Raw genomic sequence first — 18,350 nt, forward strand, 5'->3', positions numbered from 1 at the left:
GCGCCGGAACTGCCCCTGACGGGCCGATAGTACGGACCAAACGAGCCCGCCGGACCCGCCGATACCCCACGTATCGGCAGGTCCGGCGGGTTTTCCTGTCACGTGACTGGAATCTGCGTCACAATCCGGGTCCGCCGGGCATCCGACCTCGTATTGTCGCGTCTCACAGGAAGGGCACAGGAGCGGGCAAGCGAGAGGCTGGTGCTGTGCGTGGTGGTGGCGACGGGGCACGCTGACACGACGGTCGGACACCCGACCGTCGGACACGGCGAACTGATCAAGGAGGTCGACCGCGCGCTGACCACGCACGGACGGGCCCTGCTCACCGGACCCGCCGGCGCGGGCAAGACCGAGGTGCTGCGCGCCCTCACCGAGGCCGCAGTGCTGCGCCACGAGACCGTGCTGGGCCTCGCCCCCGGAGCCGCCGACCGCTGGATACCCGAAGCCTCCGCCGCCGCCCTGCTCGCCTCCGTACCCGCCACCGCACTGGACAGCCTCTCCGGACCGCAGCGCACCGCCATCGCCCTGCTGCGGCGCGAAACCGACGCGCCACGGGCCGGCCGCGACCACGTCGCCCTGCGCCTCGCCGTCGTCGAAGTGCTGCGCACCCTCGCCGCCCGCGGACCCGTCCTGCTCGCGCTCGACAACGCCCAGTGGCTCGACGCGGAGAGCACCGACCTGCTCCGCTTCGCCCTGCGCCTGACCCCGCCGCGGGTACGGGTCCTCGCCGCCGAGTGCGTCCAGGGCGGCGCCCCGCTCTGCGAGGCCCTCTGCGGCCCCGACACCCCCCAGATACGGGTGCCGCCGCTCGGCACCGACGAGGTCGCCGAACTGCTGGTGCGCCGCGGGCTCCCGGCCCGCCTCGCCGGCCGCATCCACCAGGCCAGCGGAGGCAACCCGCGCCTCGCCCTGGCGCTGGGCCACTCCCTCGCCGAAGCCGCCGGCTCCCGCGAGGGCGGCGCCCACCACGCCGATCCGCTGCCCGTCTCCGGCCAGGCCCGCGAGGTGGCCCGACGGCTCCTCGGCGTCGTGCCCGCCCAGGCCAGACGCACCCTGCTGTTCGCCGCGCTCGCCGCGCGCCCCACCACCGCGCTGCTGCGGCGGGCCGGACGCCCCGACGCGGAGGCCGAGCTCGCCGTGGCCGAACGGGCCGCGCTGCTCACCGTGGAAGAGGACGGCACGATCCGATTCACCGCCGGGGCCCTGCCGACCGCGCTGGCCGCCGACGCGGGCTGGTCCGAACGCGCCGCCGGGCACGCGGCGCTGGCCGCCGCAGTCGACGACCCGGTCCAGGCCGTACGCCACCGCGCGCTGGCCGTGGACGCCCCCGACGAGGCGCTCGCCGCCGAGATCACCGGGGCCGCCGCTTCCTGCAGACGCCGCGGCCAGCGGGCCCTGGCCGCCGAGCTCGGCCTGCTCGCCGCCGACCGGACCCCCGGGCACCTGCCCGGCGAGGAGCTCGCCCGGCTCGTCGGCGCCGCCGAGGACGCGGGCTGGGCGGGCCGCGCCGACCTCGCCCGCCGCGCCACCCGCGCCGTGCTCGCCCGCGACGCCTCGCCCGCCGACCGGGTGCGGGCCCGCCTCGCCGTCATCGACGCCGAGGGCCAGGCCCTCGGATCCCTCGACGAGACCTTCGCGCACGCCGCGGCCGACGCCGAGGGCGACCCCGCCCTGGAGGCCGCCATCCGGCTGCGCATCGCCTGGAAGCACAACCTCAGCGACGGCGACCCCGTCCGCTCCCGCGACGCCGCCGCACAGGCCGGCGTACTCGCTCGCAGCGGCGGCGACCAGGTCGCCGAGGCCATGGCGCTGACCGTGCGGGCCCGGATGGGCCGCATCCTCGGTGATCCGGACGCCGAGGAGATCCTCGCCGAGGCGCTCGCCCTGCCCGCCCCCGACGTACCGCTCGGCATGCGCAACGCCCCGCAGTACCTGGCCGTCCGCCACGCCCTCTTCGACGACCGGCTCGCCGACGCCGGACGCCAGCTGCTCGTGCTGCTGCCCGCCGTGCGGCGCACCGGATCGGCCGAGGACGTCTTCGAAGTACTGCGCAGCCTCACCGAGGTGGAACTGCGCCGGGGCAGGTGCGCGGCGGCCACGGCGCACGCCCGCGACGCCCTGCGGCTCACCGTCGAGGCGGGGCTCTCGCCCGGCCCCGCCTGGTACCTGACCGCCCTGGCCGAGGCCATGGGCGGAGGTTTCTCACGCGCCGCCGGATACGCCCGGCGCGGCATCCAGGCCTCCGAAGAGGAGCACGACCAGGTCTTCCTCTCCCGCGGCCTGTACGTGCTCGGCCTGGTCGAGCTGGCCACGGGCGAGGCCGCGAAGGCCGTCACCACCCTGCGCCGGGTGGCCGAACTGGAGGCCGCCCAGCAGGTGGTCGACCCCTCGATCCTGCGCTGGCACGGAGAGCTGGCCGAGGCCCTGGTCGCCGCCGACGCGCCCGACGAGGCCGCGGAGCTGCAGGACAGGGTCCGTACGACGGCCCTCGCGCTCGGCCGCACCAGTGTGATCGCTGCCCTGGACCGGGCCAGGGGGCTGTGCCTGGCCGCGCACGGCGAGGCCGAGGCGGCCGTCGCCCTGCTGGAGAACACCGCCGCGTGCTTCGCGCGCCTCGAACTGCCGCTGGAGCGGGCCCGTACGCTGCTCGCCCTGGCCCGGGTGGAGCGCCGCCGCCGCCGGCGCGCACCCGCCCGGGCCGCGCTGGCGGCGGCGGCCGAGGCCTTCGCCCGGGCCGGCGCCACCCCGTGGGCGGAGCTCGCGCGGGAGCAGTCGCCGTCGCCGTCCGGGAGTGAGGGCGGCGGCGGGGACCGGCCCCTGGCAGCCCTCACGGAGGCGGAGACCCGCCTCGCGGTGCTGGTCGCCCAGGGCGCCAGCAACCAGGAGGCGGCCGCGAAGCTCTTCGTCAGCGTGAAGACCGTGGAGGCCCGGCTGACCCGGATCTACCAGAAGCTGGACGTCCGGTCCCGGGCCCAGCTCGCCACCACGCTGCGGACGCGCTGATCGCTCAGCAGCTCAGGCTGTTCCCCGGGGTCACGCCCAGGAGCTGGGTGAAGCCCTGGTACTTGTTGATCCGGCTCTGCACCTGCGCCGGGTTTCCGCCGTTGCACTCCAGGGCGCCGTTGATGGAGCGGATGGTCTCGCCGAAGCCCGCGCCGTTCACCATGGCGGCGTGGGCGGTCATCGTGCCCGGACCGTTCTGCGTGTTCCAGTACCAGAGCGCCGTCTTCATCGCGACGGCCGGGTCCTGCTCCACCAGGTACGGGTTGGCCAGGAGGTTGATGCCCAGGGCGTCGCCGGCCGCCTTGTAGTTGAAGTTCCAGCTCAACTGGATCGGCCCGCGCCCGTAGTAGGCGGCCTGCCCGGCGGGACAGCCGTAGGACTGGCTCGTGTCGCAGTAGTGCGGGTAGTTGGCTGTGTTCTGCTCGACGATGTGCACGAGCCCGCCCGTCTCGTGCGAGACGTTGGCCAGGAAGGCCGCCGCTTCACGCCGCTTGACGGTGTCGTCACCGGTGTTGGCGAAGCCGGGGTAGGCCGAGAGGGCCGCGACCAGGCCGTTGTAGGTGTAGAAGGGGTTCCGGTTCGGGAACATCTGGTTGAACTGGGCCTCGCTGACCACGAATCCGGAGGGGTTGGGGGTGGTCGGGTCCGGGGTCGTTCCGCCTCCGCAGACGCCCTGGTCCGACCAGACGCCCCACTGACCGGTGGTGCCGGGGGTCTCGCCCTGGGTCCACCACTTGGCCTGCCAGTTGTGACCGCCGTACGAGGCGCTCATGCCGCCGGTGTAGACGGCCGAGGTCGCCCACGCGCCGGCGCAGGCGGGAGCCGCGGCGGCGGGGGAGGAGGGGAGGGCGATCGCGAGGCCGAGGGTGACGGCCGCGGCGGCGGCCAGCGAGAGGGCGCGGCGGCGCAGGATGCGTATCACGGAAGTGCTCCTTCAGTGGGGGGAGTTGCCGTGGGGGGCAACGGGCAACGGACAACTGCGCCCACTGAAGCGAGGATGGTCTGGACCTGTCAAGGTCTAGACCAAAACGAAGCGCCGGTGCGGCGCCCCGAAGGGCAGTGCACCGGCGCTTGGTTCTGAGGGTCAGCTACCGGCGGAGAGGTTGCCGGAGAGGACCGGGATGTTGTTCAGGATGTGCGAGGCGGTCTCGTCACCCTTGGCCTGGGTGGAGTTCTCGGCACACTGCTGGTTCTGCGGGTTGGATGCGATCGGGATGTCCTGGACGCCGACGTTGACCAGCGCCAGGATCGACTGGGCGTTGACCTTCGCGGGCAGGCCGATGCAGAGCTTGTTCAGCGAGCCCTGGACGGCCGCCATCTGCGGGCTCATTGCGCCCTTGGTCTCCTGGTTGCCGTAGAGCTGCGAGGAGTCGTTGCCGTTGACGGTGTTGACGCCGTTGTCGTTGCCGATCGCCATCGCCGGGGAGGCTACGGCGGCACCGGCACCCAGAACGGCGGCGGTGGCGGCTGCGGTGGCCATGAACTTCTTGAGCATGTGGGGGATCCTTCTTCTGTCGCACTGTCGCATGAGATAGCTGCCCTCGGCGGGACGAGCTGCTCAACTGCCGTGGACACGTGGGGTTATCACCCATCACCCGAGTGGCTCAACCTTGCACTCCACCGGTGCGGTCCGGCGTCGGCCGATTGACCCAACGCCCCCGGGCGGATCCCGGTCCCCGAGTGCGTACGTGCGCGTGCGCCCCTGGTTCGCGCCCCGTGCACGGGCGAGCGCCTCGGGGAGCCCCGGGGGGCGCCGCCCTCGACCGGATCCGGACCGTGTGCTGGTCCCGGATCCGGTCGAGGCCGGCTGGGGCGGTGTCGCGGAAACGCGATGCCGCCGGGGTCAGCCGGTCTTGCGGCGGACCTTCTTGTTCTTGCCCCCGGGGTTGCCGCCGGCGCCCTGGATCTTCGCCCGGCTCTGGTGCGCCTGCTGCGACTGGGCATTGGCGGCGTTCCGCTCCAGGGCCTCCTTGAACTTCCGCTTGGCCTCCTCGGCCGGCGATTCGTTCTGCGGGGTGTCTGATTCTTCTGACATGCGTCCTCCTGGAATGTTCTGAAGCCGTTGCAGTCTGTCAGGTGGTGTTTCCCCTGGCCAACGCGTTCGGGCGAGGCGGCTTCGGAGCGGTCTCAGGCGTCCTTCTCCAGGGTCGGGCGCAGCCGCTCCAGCAGGGAGTGGAGTGTCGCGCGCTCGGTGTCGTCCAGTGCGTCGAGGGCGCCGTGCGTGGCCTGCATCTCCTCGCGCACCCGGCGGATCACCTCGCGGCCCGCGTCCGTGGCCACGACGTTCTTGACCCGCCGGTCCGCGGGGTCGGGCTCGCGGCGCACCAGCTCGCGGGCCTCCAGTCGGTCCACGATGCCGGTCACGTTCGAGGCGTCGCACACCAGCAGGGTGGCGAGGCCGCGCATCGGGAGCGGGCCGTTGAGCTGGGCGAGGACCTTCGCCTGGGTGGAGGTGAGGCCGTGGTGTGCGGCGGCCGCCGCGAAATCGCGCCACTGGGCGGTGCCGATCGCGGCGAGCAGCTCCAGCAGCTCCAGCTTGGTCGGGACGGTGTGGGGGGTGGTGGCGCTCATGCTCGGAGCGTACGCAAGGTGTTTCACATTATCAACCTTTTACTTGACCACCTTAACTATTGAGGTCTACCGTCTGCTGGAGTCGAAGTACTTGATGACGTCAAACATCTGCGATCTGAAGCACTGAGAAGGTCCTCCCTGCCATGAGCCCCACCCCCTCCGCCACCACCCGGGCCGGCGGCCGGAACGAGACGGTCGTCGTCTTCGCCCTGAGCCTGGCCGCCATGGTCGTGTCGATGATGCAGACGCTGCCGGTCCCGATCCTGGGACTGATCCGCAGCGACCTGGGCACCACCACCGCCAACGTCAGCTGGGTGACCACCGCCACCCTGCTGTCCGCCGCCGTCTTCACCCCGCTGCTGGGCCGCTTCGGCGATCAGCACGGCAAGAAGCCGACGCTGGTGGCCGTACTCGGCGTCATGGTCGCCGGATCCGTCATCGCCGCACTGGCGTCCTCGCTCCCGCTGCTCCTCCTCGGCCGGGTCCTGCAGGGCGCCGCGACCGCGATCTTCCCGCTCGCCCTCTCCGTGCTCCGCGAAGAGGTCCGCCCGCAGAAGCTCCCCGGGGCGATGGCCCTGGTCAGCGGCACCCTCGCGTTCGGCAGCGGCCTCGCGCTCGTCGCCACCGGCCTGCTGACCTCCGGCAGCGACGCCGACTACCGCAACGCCTTCTGGATGGCCACCGGCTTCGCCGTGCTCGCGCTGCTCGCCGTCGTCTTCCTGGTTCCGGCGACCCGGCACAAGACCGGCGGCCGTACGGACTTCCTCGGCGCCCTCACCCTGGGCATCGCCCTGCTGCTGCTCCTGCTGCCGATCTCCCAGGGCCACGAGTGGGGCTGGGCCTCCGGCCGGACGCTGGGCAGCTTCGCCGGCGCCGTCGTGATGACCGCCGTCTGGGTGCTCACCGAGCTCAAGGTCCGCGAGCCCCTCGTCGACATGCGGATGTTCGTCCACCGCCCGGTCCTGATGGCCAACCTGGCCGGCATCCTCGTCGGCTTCGGCATGTTCGCGAACTTCCTGGGCGTCTCCTACCTCGTCCAGATGCCCAAGGCCCTGACCGGCTACGGCTTCGACGCCTCCATCCTGCGCGCGTCCGTGGAGTTCCTGCTGCCCGGCGCGATCGTCTCGCTCCTCGCCTCGCCCATCGGCGGGCAGCTCGTCCGCCACCGCGGGCCGCGCGCGGCCCTGACGGTGGCCGCGGCCCTCGGCGCCGCCGGCTTCGGCTGGCTGGCCCTGGACCACGGCCACAGCGCCTCGGTGATCGGCGCCGGCCTCATCGTCGGCGCGGCCGTCAGCTTCGGCTACGCGGCCATGCCGGCCGTGATCATGGCGAGCGTTCCGCACCACCAGAGCGGCATCGCCAACGGCATCAACTCGATCTCCCGCTCCACGGGCAGCGCGATCGGCAGCGCCATCGTGACCACCATCCTGGCCTCGAAGACGCTCGAACACCTCCCGGCGGGAGTTCCCGCGCTGCCGGCCGAATCCGGCTTCACGCTCACCTTCGCCATCGGCGCCGTGGCCTTCGGCCTGGTCGCGGTGATCAGCGGAATCGGCCTGCGCGGGGCCCACGGTCCGCGGACGGACTCCTCCGCGCCGGCTGCGGCGGGCGCCGCCGCCTCCCCGGCCGCCCCGGCATCCGCCGCGAGCGTGTCCGCCCGCCCGGCCGTGAAGGCCGACGCCTGATCCGCCCGCCCGCCCGCCGACTCGACCCCGAGCCGGCCCCGAGCCGCCCCCGGCCCACCGCACACCCGCGGCGGCCCGGGGGCGCTCTCGCGTGGGGTCCGCGCCCGGCTGGATAGGCTCGGCCGGGCCGGGGGCGCGCGTCACCGGGGCGGAAGGGTGACATGACCAGCGACGAAGCGATCCGGATCCTGCGGGCGGCCGACCGACCGGCCGCCCGGTGGAAGAATGGCGGGGGAGTGACCCGCGAGATCGCCGCCGGACCCGAGGGCTCGGGGATGGACGACTTCGGCTGGCGGGTCAGCCTCGCGGAGGTCACCGCCGACGGCGTCTTCTCCGTGTTCCCCGGCATCGACCGCACGCTCACCCTCGCGGAGGGCGCCGGCATGGACCTCGCGATCGGCGGCGTACGACGCCTGGTGGACCGGCGGTACGCGCCCCAGCGGTTCCCCGGTGACGAGCCGACCGACTGCCGGCTGCTCGCCGGACCGGTGGTGAACTTCAACGTGATGTACCGCCGGGGCGTGGTGCGCGCCGACACCGCCGTCGTACGGGGCGACCTCGCGCTCGCCGTCCGCCCCGGCGAGAGCCTGCTGGTCGTCGCCCTGGAGGGGGCGGCCGAGCTCGACGGATCCGCCGAACTGGGCCCGTACGACGCCGTTCTGGTGACGGGAGCGCGGGAGCTCCTGCTGCGGAGCTCCGGACGCACGGCGGTGGTCCGCCTCGCCCCGGTCCCGGCCCGGACGGAGCCCGTCCGAGCCCAGCAGGCGTAGGAGGCCATCCGCTCCACCGAGTCCGGGGCGTTCCGGCGCCGAGCGCAGGTCGGGGCCGTCCGCGGACTCGGACGCGGCGCGCCCGGCGCCGTCGCGCGCCCGCCCTGGCCGCGGTGATCGCCGCGGGGCGAAGACGTGCGGCGAACTCCTGTCTGTGCGCGAAGCGTTGACAAAGTCGTCATCTGCTAGAAACCTGTGGCGCCATGGCCGCATAACTGCGATCAGATCACTCAAAAAATTAATAACGCTACGCAAGTTTGCGGCAGGCGCGGCTGCGCCGGGCCGGGTCCCCTCATGGAACAGAGGACAGCATGAGATGGAAGCAAGGCGGCCGGCTGATGGTGGCCGGCACGGTGGTCGCGGGGCTGATGTCGGTCGGACTCCTGCCCGTCACCCTCGCCGCCGCGGCGGGCGGACCCAACCTCGCCCTGGGCAAGGCGGTCACCGCGAGTGGTTCCCTCGGCGGGTACGGGGCCCCGGGAGTCAACGACGGCAACCAGGGCTCGTACTGGGAGGGCCCCTCGGGCGCGTTCCCGCAGTGGGTGCAGGTGGACCTCGGCAGCAGCGTCGCCGTCGACCAGGTGGTGCTGAAGCTGCCCGCCCCGTGGGAGACGCGCACCGAGACGCTGTCCGTGCAGGGCAGCACCGACGGGAACACCTTCACCACCCTGTCCGCCTCGGCGGGACGGGTGTTCAACCCCGCCCAGTCCAACGCGGTGACCATCGGGTTCACCGCCGCGACGGTCCGCTACGTGCGGGTGGCCGTCACCGCGAACACGGGCTGGCAGGCCGCGCAGATATCCGAGCTGGAGGTGTACTCGGCCGACGGCAGCGGAGACCCGGGTGATCCCGGCGACCCGGGCACGCCGCCCCCCGTCGGCGTGAACCTCGCCAAGGGCAAGCCCATCGAGGCCTCCTCCACCACCCAGTCGTTCGTCGCGGCCAACGCCAACGACGACAGCGTCACCAGCTACTGGGAGGCGGGCGGCCAGCAGTCCACGCTGACCGTGAAGCTCGGCTCCAACGCCGACGTCACCGGCGTGGTCCTCAAGCTCAACCCCGACCCCGCCTGGGGCAACCGCACGCAGAGCTTCGAGATCCTGGGCCGGGAGCAGTCGGCGAGCGGGTTCACCACCCTGAAGGCCCGCGCCGACTACGCGTTCAGCCCGGGCGGCAACCAGAACACCGTGACGGTTCCCGTCACCGGCCGGCTCGCCGAGGTCCAGCTGAAGTTCTCCGGCAACACCGGGGCCGGCGGCGGCCAGGCGGCCGAGTTCCAGGTCATCGGCGCTGCCGCCCCGAACCCGGACCTGACGGTCTCGGACCTCACCTGGTCCCCGGCCGCCCCCTCCGAGAGCGACGCCGTCACGGTCGACGCGACCGTCCGCAACGCCGGTACGGCCGCCTCCCCGGCCACCGCCGTCAACGTCAGCGTCGAGGGCGCCGTCGCCGGCAGCGCCCAGGTCGGGGCTCTCGCGGCCGGAGCGTCGGCCACCGTCCCGGTCGCCGTCGGCAAGCGCCCGATGGGCAGCTACACCGTCTCCGCCGTGGTCGACCCGGCCGGGACCGTCCCCGAGCAGGACGACACCAACAACAGCCGCACGGCCGCCGCGAAGCTCGTCGTCGGCCAGGCTCCGGGTCCCGACCTGGAAGCCCTCTCCATCACCACCAACCCGGCCAACCCGGCCGTGGGGGCACCGGTCTCCTTCACCGTGGCCGTGCGCAACCGGGGCGCCAGCGCGGTGAGCGCGGGCAGCATCACCAGGCTGGTCGCCGGCGCCACCACGCTGAACGGCCCCACCCCGGCGATCGCCGCCGGTGCGACCGTCAACGTGCCGATCAACGGCACCTGGACGGCGGTCAGCGGCGGAGCCACCCTCACCGCCACCGCCGACGGGACCGGCCTCGTCGCCGAGACCAACGAGAACAACAACAGCCACTCACGCGCCGTGGTCGTCGGCCGCGGGGCGGCGCTCCCGTACACCGAGTACGAGGCGGAGGCGGGCAGTTACACCGGCACCCTGCTGCAGAGCGACGCCAAGCGCACCTTCGGGCACACCAACTTCGCCACCGAGTCCTCGGGCCGCGAGTCCGTACGCCTCTCCGCGACCGGCCAGTACGTGCAGTTCACCTCCACCAACCAGGCCAACTCCATCGTCGTGCGCAACTCCGTGCCCGACGCCGCGAACGGCGGCGGCGCCGACGCCACGATCAGCCTGTACGTCAACGGCGGCTTCGCCCAGAAGCTGACCCTCTCCTCCAAGCACAGCTGGCTCTACGGCAGCACCGACAGCCCCGAGGGCCTGACCAACACCCCCGGCGGCGACGCCCGCAGGCTCTTCGACGAGTCCCACGCCCTGCTCGCGCAGAGCTACCCGCCCGGCACCACCTTCCGCCTCCAGCGCGACGCGGGCGACACGGCCTCGTACTACGTCATCGACCTGATCGACCTGGAGCAGGTGGCCCCGGCGGCGCCCAAGCCCGCCGAGTGCACCTCGATCACCGACTACGGCGCGATCCCGAACGACGGCATCGACGACACGCTCGCCCTCCAGAAGGCCGTGACGGCGGACCAGAACGGGCAGATCGCCTGCGTCTGGATCCCGCAGGGGCAGTGGCGCCAGGAGCAGAAGATCCTCACCGACGACCCGCTGAACCGGGGCCAGTTCAACCAGGTGGGCATCAGCAACGTCTCCATCCGGGGTGCGGGCATGTGGCACTCCCAGCTCTACACGCTGACCCAGCCGCAGGACGCCGGCGGCATCAACCACCCGCACGAGGGCAACTTCGGCTTCGAGATCGACGACAACACGCAGATCTCCGACATCGCCATCTTCGGATCGGGCCGGATCCGAGGCGGCGACGGCAACGCCGAGGGCGGGGTGGGCCTCAACGGGCGCTTCGGCAAGAACACCAAGATCAGCAACGTGTGGATCGAGCACGCCAACGTCGGCGTGTGGGTCGGCCGCGACTACGACAACATCCCGGCCCTCTGGGGACCCGGCGACGGCATCGAGTTCAGCGGCATGCGGATCCGCGACACCTACGCCGACGGCATCAACTTCGCCAACGGCACCCGCAACTCCACCGTCTTCAACTCCTCCTTCCGCACGACCGGTGACGACGCCCTGGCGGTGTGGTCCAGCAAGTACGTGAAGGACCAGTCGGTGGACATCGGCCACGACAACCACTTCCGCAACAACACCATCCAGCTCCCGTGGCGGGCCAACGGCATCGCCCTGTACGGCGGCTACGGCAACACCATCGAGAACAACCTGATCTACGACACCATGAACTACCCCGGCATCATGCTGGCGACCGACCACGACCCGCTGCCCTTCTCCGGGCAGACCCTGATCGCGGGCAACGGGCTCTTCCGCACCGGCGGCGCGTTCTGGAACGAGGACCAGGAGTTCGGCGCGATCACCCTGTTCCCGTCCAACCTGCCGATCCCGGGTGTCGTCATCCGCGACACCGACATCCACGACTCCACCTACGACGGGATCCAGTTCAAGACCGGCGGCGGGGTCATGCCCGACGTCAAGATCACGAACGTGACCATCGGCAAGTCCAACAACGGGGCCGGAATCCTGGCCATGGGCGGGGCGCGCGGCAACGCCATCCTGTCCAACGTCACCATCACCGGATCCGCCCGGGGCAACATCCTGATCGAACCCGGATCGCAGTTCCTGATCAACGGCGGCTAACGGCAGGCGGGTTCACCGCTTGCCGAGCTTGACCCACCTCGCCGTGCCGGGGACGCCCTTCGCGTCGAGGAGGAACAGCATGTAGTAACCGGGCGGGGCGTCGGCCGAGGTGGCCGGCGCCCGCAGTCCGATCGTGCGGCCGCGGACACCGGTCATGCGCAGCTCCAGATGGCGCTGACTGGTGTTCACCGCGTGGGTGACGGTGGTCGGCGCCAGCAGGACGGCCCGCCGTACGCCGGCGGCCGTCGAGCTCTCCACCGAGAACTCCGCACCGTGGGCGATCTCGCCCGCCGGGACCCGGTCGAGTACCGGCCGGGCGCCCCGGTGCAGGTAGGCGGGCTCGTAGATCTCGATCGAGCCGTCCATGCCGTCCTTGATGTCCGGGTCGTTGGCGATCTGCTGGAGCTCGTCGCCGGTGACCACGACCCGGCCGTCCGGCAGCACCAGGGCGTTGGAGTGGTAGCCCCGCGGCAGCCGTTGGGCCGGCCCGAGCCTCCAGCGCCCGTCCGCACCCCGCAGCTCGGTCTGGCGGAACTTCAGGTCGGCCTTCGGATTGAACGGACCGAACCCGTAATCCCTGGTGTCCTTCGCGCCGTTGACCGTCAGCAGCGTGGCGTCCGGCAGGATCAGCGTGTCGTCCTGGGTCCGGCCGAAAGCGCGCGGCCGGTCCGTGGTCCAGACGCCGCCCGACAGCCGGTAGGTGTTCGGGTCGAGCGGGTCCCCGCCCAGCACCAGCACCGAGTCGGGTCCGTCGAACCCCGCCGGCAGCGGCACGGCGGAGCCGTAGCCCCGGAAGTCGGCGGGCCGTCTGGGCAGGTCCGTACGGGTCTGCGCGCGCGGGTCGAAGAGCCACTGCTGGTCGGCGTCCCGCCCCAGGCCGTAGATCATGCCGTCGCGCAGCGAGAACAGGTGCGGGTAGTCGTTGCGGAAGGGCGCGTCGGAGCGCATCCGCTGCACGGCCACGTCCAGCGGGATGTCGTAGGGGCGCCAGGGCACCGGCTGCCCCAGGGCGGGGAACCGCTCCACCACAGGGGTGGGCGTCCCCGTGCCGCGCTCCGACTGGCCCGACATGATGATCTGGCGGCCGTCCGCACCGGTCACCACCGACGGGTACCAACGGCCCACCGCCATGTCGCGGTTGCGGTACCAGCCCTCGGTCCACGGGTCGAAGACGAAGGACAGCTTCGCTCCGCTGCCGCCCTTGCCGCCCGTGTTGCCGCCGAACACCCCCAGCATCCCGTTGGGCAGGAAGGAGTGCCCGGCGCAGAAGAACGGCGCCGGGCGCGGGGCGTGCGTACCGTCCGGCATCAGCACGACGGGCGGGGTGACCTTCTTGAAGGCCCGCGCGCCGGTCCCCTTCGCGGGGTCCCACAGGTAGGCGCGGCCCGCGTTCGCCGGGCCGGTCCGGTCCGTGGGCCCGGTCTCCTTGGTGGGATCGGTCTCCACCCGGGAGAAGGAGAAGAGCAGCACCTTGCCGGTGGGGAGCAGGGCGACGTGCACGCCGAAGTCGGGGGAGGGGAAGTACTCGGCGAAGCGTCCCGAAACGGTCTTCTCGAAAGCGGAGTTGGCCTCGCGCTGGGAGGCGGCGAGCGAGGACAGGCTAGTGGTGCGCCGGGACTGCGGGTACCCCACGGCCCCCTTGGCCGCCCGGCGCAGCTCCGCGTGGGCGCGCGCGTGGCCGGCGCCGATCACGGTGGCCTCGGCCGGGTCGGTCCCGGCCGGGTCGGTCCCGGGCGCCGTTCGGGTCCCGGCCGCCGTGCCGGTCCCCGCGGCCCCGCCGTCCGTGCCGTGGCCCGGCGCACCCCGCGCGGGCGCCCCGTGCCCCGGCGCCCCGGCGGCGGCCGGTGCGGCCGCGAGGGTCAGGGCGCAGACGACCGCGGTGGCGGAGAGCAGGGCGGACCGGTGCAGGCGGCGCATGGGGCTCCTCGGCGCGGGCGGTTCCGTAGGGCGCTCAGCATAGGAAATACCGGGAGGAATGAGCTGATATAGCATGACCGGCACCCCGCCGATGAGCCGTTCGGCCCTCCCCGAGGCCCTGCCCGAACGTTTCTGCGGTGAAAGGGCCCGGCCATCGGAGTGAGGCCGCGCACCCGTTCACCGGTCGGCACGGTACGGACCGCTTCCATGGCCGGGTGATCACAAAACTGCGCACCGCGCTCGGCGCCGCCCTCGTGACCGGCGGCCTCCTCGCCCTCCTGCCCGCCTCCGCCGCCGGGGCGGCGGGCGGTCCCGGGTCCCTCGCCGCGCCGGAGGACCGGGTGGGCGTCGACGTCGCCACCGTCAACGGCTCGGGTTGCCGGCCGGGCAGCGCCACCGTCGCCGTGGCCGAGGACAACTCGGCCTTCACCGTCACCTACAGCGAGTACCTGGCCATGGCGGGCGGGAACAGCGCCCCGACCGACGGCCGCAAGAACTGCCTGCTCTCCCTGCTCGTACACGTCCCGCAGGGGTACACCTACGCCGTCGCCCAGGTCGACTACCGGGGATTCGGCAGCCTCCAGAAGGGCGCGGTCGGCACCCAGAAGGCCAGCTACTACTTCCAGGGCATGAAGCAGACCGAGTACCGCACCCACAAGTTCCACGGCAAGCTCGACGACAACTGGCAGGCCTCCGACACGACGGGCATCGAGGCCCTCGTCTTCGCCCCCTGCGGAGAACAGCGCAACTTCAACATCAACACCGAGCTGCGCGCCGAGGTCGGCACCTCGGACCCGGCGAAGACCAGCTACATGGCCCTCGACTCCACCGACGGCAGCATCAACAGCGTCTACCACTTCTCGTGGAAGAAGTGCTCATGAGGGGTAGCCCCCTGTAGGCGCGTCTCCCGGAAGCAGTGACCCGGCCCGCCGACCCGGCCGCCACGCTGAACCGGCCACGCTGAACCGGCCACGCTGAACCGGCTCGGCGCGCCCCCGCACGGGCGGCCGCGCAAGGCTCCCGCTCGGGAGCCCCCTCGCGCGGCCGCCCGCCACGGGGCCGCCCGCCACGGGGCCCGCCACTCCTACGGCCCAATCACCGCGCGCGGCCACAAGCCCGGCGTCACCCGGTCGGCGCGGCCGCGACCTGGGCTTTCGCGCAACTGCCCGGCATGCCGGGCGTGTCGCGCACCGCTAGCGTCGGCAACGTCCGGAGTCCTTGGATTCCGCGAGGGGGGTCCTGCTATCCGCCTGTGCGAGAGGCCGAGCCGATGCTGAAGGACGCTCCGATAGCTCAGACAGCCCCGATAGCCAGCCTGCTCCGTGTGGAGAAGGGCGTGGCCGCCCCCGAGGAACTCGCCGCGATCGCGGTGGTCGTCGCCTGTTTCGCCCGCCGGAACTCCGCCGGAGCGGCAGCGGCACCCGCCGAGACCGCCCGACGCCGGCGCCCCGCGCACCACGGCTCCGGCTGCTGGGCGGGCTGCTGGGCCTGCGGCTGAAGCGACCCGCACGGATCGGCGGCACCCATGAACGCCCCTGCCCCCGGCCCGCTTACGGGCCGGCGGCAGGGGGACCACTCGGCGTACGGGCCGGTCAGGCCCGGCGCAGCACCGTGGACAGCGCCTCGGTCAGCGCGGCCTCGGCATCGGCCACGGGCCCCTGCGAGCGCCACGCGACGAACCCGTCCGGCCGCACCAGCACGGCGCCCGCCCCGGACATGGCGTGCACCTCGCTCCAGTCGGAGCCCTCCTCCTGCACCAGATCGGCGCCGGGAGTGCTCGCGGACCCGATGGCGTACGCGTCCAGCTTCACCGACAGCCGCTCGGCCACCCGTTCGGCCGCCGCCCGCCACGGCGAGCCCGCGCCGCACAGCAGCACGAACGCGCTCTCGTACAGGTCCACCGTGGAGACCCGTTCGCCGTCGGCCCGCGTCAGCCACATGTGCGGGGCCCGCGTGCCGGGGTCGCCCTTCATGCGCATCCCCTCGGGGATGACCGGCCGTGCCGGGTCGCCGCCGATGAACGCCCCGCTCGGGTACGCGTAGGCCATCGCCGTCGTCAGGACCCCGCTGCCCGGTCCGCCGCCCATCGTGGGCGGGGGCGCGTACCCGGGGTGGCTGTGCTCCGCCGAACGGGCCGAGGCGCGCTGGGCGGTCGCCACGGCCACCGGGTGCCGCTCCTCCCCGTAGGTCTCCAGCAGTCCCATGCCCGCCGATCCGTTCAGGACCGCCGCGATCTTCCAGGCCAGGTTGTGCGCGTCCTGGATGCCGGTGTTGGAGCCGAACGCGCCGGTCGGGGACATCTCGTGGGCCGCGTCGCCGGCCAGGAACACCCGACCGGAGGAGTACTGCTCGGCGATCCGTTCGGCCGCGTGCCAGGGGGCCTTGCCGCCGATCTCCACGTCCAGGTCCGGCACGCCGATCGCGGCCCGGATCTGCTCCCGGCACCGCTCCGCGGTGAAGTCCTCCAGGGTTTCCCCCTGGTCAGGGTGCCACGGCAGGTGGAAGACCCACTGGGTGTCGTTGTCCACCGGCAGCAGCGCACCGTCCGCACCCGGCTTCATCAGGTAGCAGACGATGAACCGCAGATCGCCCAGCACCTCGACGAGCTGCCGCGACCGGAAGGTGACGCTGACGTTGTGGAACAGCTCGCCGCTGCCCGTCTGCGGGATGCGCAACTGCTCGCGCACAGGGCTGCGCGGGCCGTCCGCCGCGATCAGGAAGTCGGCGCGGACGGTGATGTGCTCACCGGTCTCCCGGTCCTTGACCAGCGCGTTCACCCCGGTCTCGTCCTGGTCGAAGCTCATCAGCTCGGTCGAGAACCGCACGTCGGCGCCCTGGGCGCGGCTCTGCGCGGCGAGGATCGGCTCGATGTTGTTCTGGCTGCACACGCACCAGCCGGTCGGGCTGAACTTGCTGAGCGCCCCGGCCGGGTCGATGGCCTTGACCAGCCACTTGTGGTCGCCGCCCAGCAGGGACTCCGTCTGGAGGATGCCCATGTTGTTCTCCAGCGCGCACGCCGCCTGCCGGATGGCGCCCTCCGCCCCGGCCACCCGGAACAACTCCATGGTCCGGGCGTTGATACCGCGCCCGCGCGGGTGGTCGGAGGTACCGGCGTGCTTCTCCACTACCAGGTGCCTGATGCCGTGACGGCTCAGGAACAGCGAGGTGGACAGACCCACGAGGGAGCCGCCCACGACGAGAACCGGTACGCGAACATCTGCCGTGTCTTCCATCAGCTGCGAGCTCCTGAATTCTGTGTGGGGGGAGTGCACTCTTTTATGCCCCCGATCGCCGGCCAAGCCCAGGAGATACGCCGGTTGTCACCCGCTTGATCCGGAGATGTAGCGGTACGTCCCCACCCGGATGACGATGAGCGACAGCGGTTCCCCCGAAGACACGCCGGCCTGCCGTCCCCGCGACGGCCGCCGGTCCGGGGCGCCACCGCCGATGACGGACGAGGGTCCGTACGCGATGAACCCCCCCCCCCTCCCCCAGGGCCCTCACGAAGGAGTGAGCAGATGACGACCACCCTGTCCGAACGGGTGTCACAGTCCGCCTTCGACGGATCCATGCTCCGGGTCGTCCTGCTGATGGACCTCCACGAAGGAGCCCAGCAGCGGTTCTTCGAGGCGTACGAGCAACTGCGCCACGACATCGCGTCGGAGCCCGGCCACATCAGCGACCAGCTCTGCCAGTCCTTCGAGAACCCCTCGCAGTGGCTCATCACCAGCGAGTGGGAGAGCGCACCGCAGTACCTCGCCTGGGTCAACAGCGAGCACCACGCCGAGCAGGTGCGCCCGCTCGGCGCCTGCGCCCGCGCCATGCGCCCGCTCAAGTACACCGTCCTGCGCGAGACCGGCCGCGGCTACCAGGACGCTCAGCGGCCCAGGGGTGCCCGGCTGCAGGAAGCGCCCCGGCTCGGCGCCGACATCGTCCGCCACGCCCTGACCTTCACGGTCAAGCCCGGCAGCGAGAAGGAGGTCGCGGCCCTCCTCTCCAGCTACGCCTCCCCGGCGGCCGACGTCGACGGCCACACCCGGCTCTGCCGCACCACCCTGTTCATGCACGGCAACCGGGTCGTGCGTACGGTGGAGGTCCGCGGGGACCTGATGTCCGCGCTGCGGCACGTCTCCGAGCAGCCCGAGGTACGGGCCGTCGAGGAGGCCATCAACCCTCACCTCGAACAGGACCGCGACCTCGGCAACCCCGAGTCCGCCCGGATGTTCTTCATGAAGGCCGCGCTCCCGGCCGTCCACCACGTCGCCGCGCGCGAAGCCGGCGGCGCCGACCGGTCCGACGTACGACGCCACGCGCTGTTCTACCCGGCCAAGCCCGGCTGCGGACCGGCGCTGGCCCGCTTCCTCGCCCGGCAGGACGAGGAAGCCGCCCACCGGCCCGACGCCCCGACCGTGAGCAGCAGCATCTTCCAGCGCGACGACATCGTCGTACGCCTCATCGACGTGCGCAGCCCGCACGGCGACGGGCTGGAAACCGCCTTCGGCGTCCGGGGACCGCGCAAGGCGGCCGTCCTCGCCCGCCTGATGGCCGGACCCGTCAGCGGGCCCGACGGGGCCGTCGCGTCCGCGGTCCGCCACACCATGAGCCTGATCACCGACCGCCGGGCCCCCGCCGAACACTGACCGCAGCGCCATCCCCCACCCGGCCCGCCCGGCCCCCCGGACCCCACGTCCCCGGAC

The 18,350-nt window shown here is 72.6% G+C and carries 13 protein-coding genes; 7 read left to right on the forward strand and 6 right to left on the reverse strand.

The annotated features are described in order from the left end of the window. The first annotated feature begins 210 nt into the window (after window positions 1–210). Window positions 211–3,003 carry a helix-turn-helix transcriptional regulator gene (locus AC061S_RS11470; protein WP_478685775.1) on the forward strand — a complete coding sequence of 931 codons (2,793 nt, stop codon included), beginning with the start codon at window positions 211–213 and terminating at the stop codon, window positions 3,001–3,003. A 4-nt stretch (window positions 3,004–3,007) separates the two neighbouring features. Here the strand turns inward: AC061S_RS11470 and AC061S_RS11475 are convergent, their stop codons facing one another. From AC061S_RS11475 to AC061S_RS11490, 4 genes are all read right to left on the reverse strand, one after another. Then, on the reverse strand, window positions 3,008–3,913 hold the full coding sequence (locus AC061S_RS11475; RefSeq protein WP_478685793.1) for a glycoside hydrolase family 19 protein: 906 nt from the start codon (window positions 3,911–3,913) through the stop codon (window positions 3,008–3,010). Window positions 3,914–4,087: 174 nt separating this feature from the next. Then, complete coding sequence (locus tag AC061S_RS11480; protein WP_478685776.1) at window positions 4,088–4,498, reverse strand: rodlin; 411 nt, start codon at window positions 4,496–4,498, stop codon at window positions 4,088–4,090. Between the two features lie 348 nt (window positions 4,499–4,846). Next, window positions 4,847–5,038 carry a DUF5302 domain-containing protein gene (locus AC061S_RS11485; RefSeq protein WP_243333056.1) on the reverse strand — a complete coding sequence of 64 codons (192 nt, stop codon included), beginning with the start codon at window positions 5,036–5,038 and terminating at the stop codon, window positions 4,847–4,849. A gap of 92 nt (window positions 5,039–5,130) precedes the next feature. Further along, a complete protein-coding gene (locus AC061S_RS11490; RefSeq protein ID WP_478685777.1) occupies window positions 5,131–5,574 on the reverse strand; it encodes a MarR family winged helix-turn-helix transcriptional regulator in 444 nt (147 codons plus the stop codon). Between the two features lie 143 nt (window positions 5,575–5,717). Between AC061S_RS11490 and AC061S_RS11495 the strand changes: the two genes are divergently transcribed. The 3 genes from AC061S_RS11495 (at window position 5,718) to AC061S_RS11505 (ending at window position 11,736) form a co-directional block, all read left to right on the forward strand. Beyond that, entirely contained in the window at window positions 5,718–7,259 is a 1,542-nt protein-coding gene (locus AC061S_RS11495; protein ID WP_478685778.1) for an MFS transporter, read from the forward strand. Between the two features lie 161 nt (window positions 7,260–7,420). Next, window positions 7,421–8,029, forward strand: a complete 609-nt coding sequence (locus AC061S_RS11500) for a HutD/Ves family protein (protein ID WP_478685779.1) — start codon at window positions 7,421–7,423, stop codon at window positions 8,027–8,029. A gap of 311 nt (window positions 8,030–8,340) precedes the next feature. After that, window positions 8,341–11,736 carry a CARDB domain-containing protein gene (locus AC061S_RS11505; RefSeq protein ID WP_478685780.1) on the forward strand — a complete coding sequence of 1,132 codons (3,396 nt, stop codon included), beginning with the start codon at window positions 8,341–8,343 and terminating at the stop codon, window positions 11,734–11,736. A 12-nt stretch (window positions 11,737–11,748) separates the two neighbouring features. Here the strand turns inward: AC061S_RS11505 and AC061S_RS11510 are convergent, their stop codons facing one another. Continuing rightward, window positions 11,749–13,653, reverse strand: a complete 1,905-nt coding sequence (locus AC061S_RS11510) for a galactose oxidase-like domain-containing protein (RefSeq protein ID WP_478685781.1) — start codon at window positions 13,651–13,653, stop codon at window positions 11,749–11,751. 215 nt (window positions 13,654–13,868) lie between these two features. On the opposite strand from AC061S_RS11510, the gene AC061S_RS11515 reads away from it, so the two are divergent. Both AC061S_RS11515 and AC061S_RS11520 read left to right on the forward strand, forming a co-directional pair. Then, window positions 13,869–14,534, forward strand: coding sequence for a DUF4360 domain-containing protein (locus AC061S_RS11515; protein ID WP_478685782.1), 666 nt, complete (start codon window positions 13,869–13,871; stop codon window positions 14,532–14,534). A gap of 443 nt (window positions 14,535–14,977) precedes the next feature. Then, window positions 14,978–15,151, forward strand: coding sequence for an acyl-CoA carboxylase epsilon subunit (locus AC061S_RS11520; RefSeq protein WP_478685783.1), 174 nt, complete (start codon window positions 14,978–14,980; stop codon window positions 15,149–15,151). Window positions 15,152–15,245: 94 nt separating this feature from the next. On the opposite strand, the gene AC061S_RS11525 is transcribed toward AC061S_RS11520, so the two are convergent. Next, on the reverse strand, window positions 15,246–16,886 hold the full coding sequence (locus tag AC061S_RS11525) for an FAD-dependent oxidoreductase (protein ID WP_478685784.1): 1,641 nt from the start codon (window positions 16,884–16,886) through the stop codon (window positions 15,246–15,248). Window positions 16,887–17,171: 285 nt separating this feature from the next. Between AC061S_RS11525 and AC061S_RS11530 the strand changes: the two genes are divergently transcribed. Further along, window positions 17,172–18,293: a SchA/CurD-like domain-containing protein gene (locus AC061S_RS11530; RefSeq protein WP_478685785.1), complete on the forward strand. Its 1,122-nt coding sequence runs from the start codon at window positions 17,172–17,174 to the stop codon at window positions 18,291–18,293. The last annotated feature ends 57 nt before the right edge of the window (window positions 18,294–18,350 follow it).

This window comes from Streptomyces sp. CA189 (assembly GCF_056428985.1).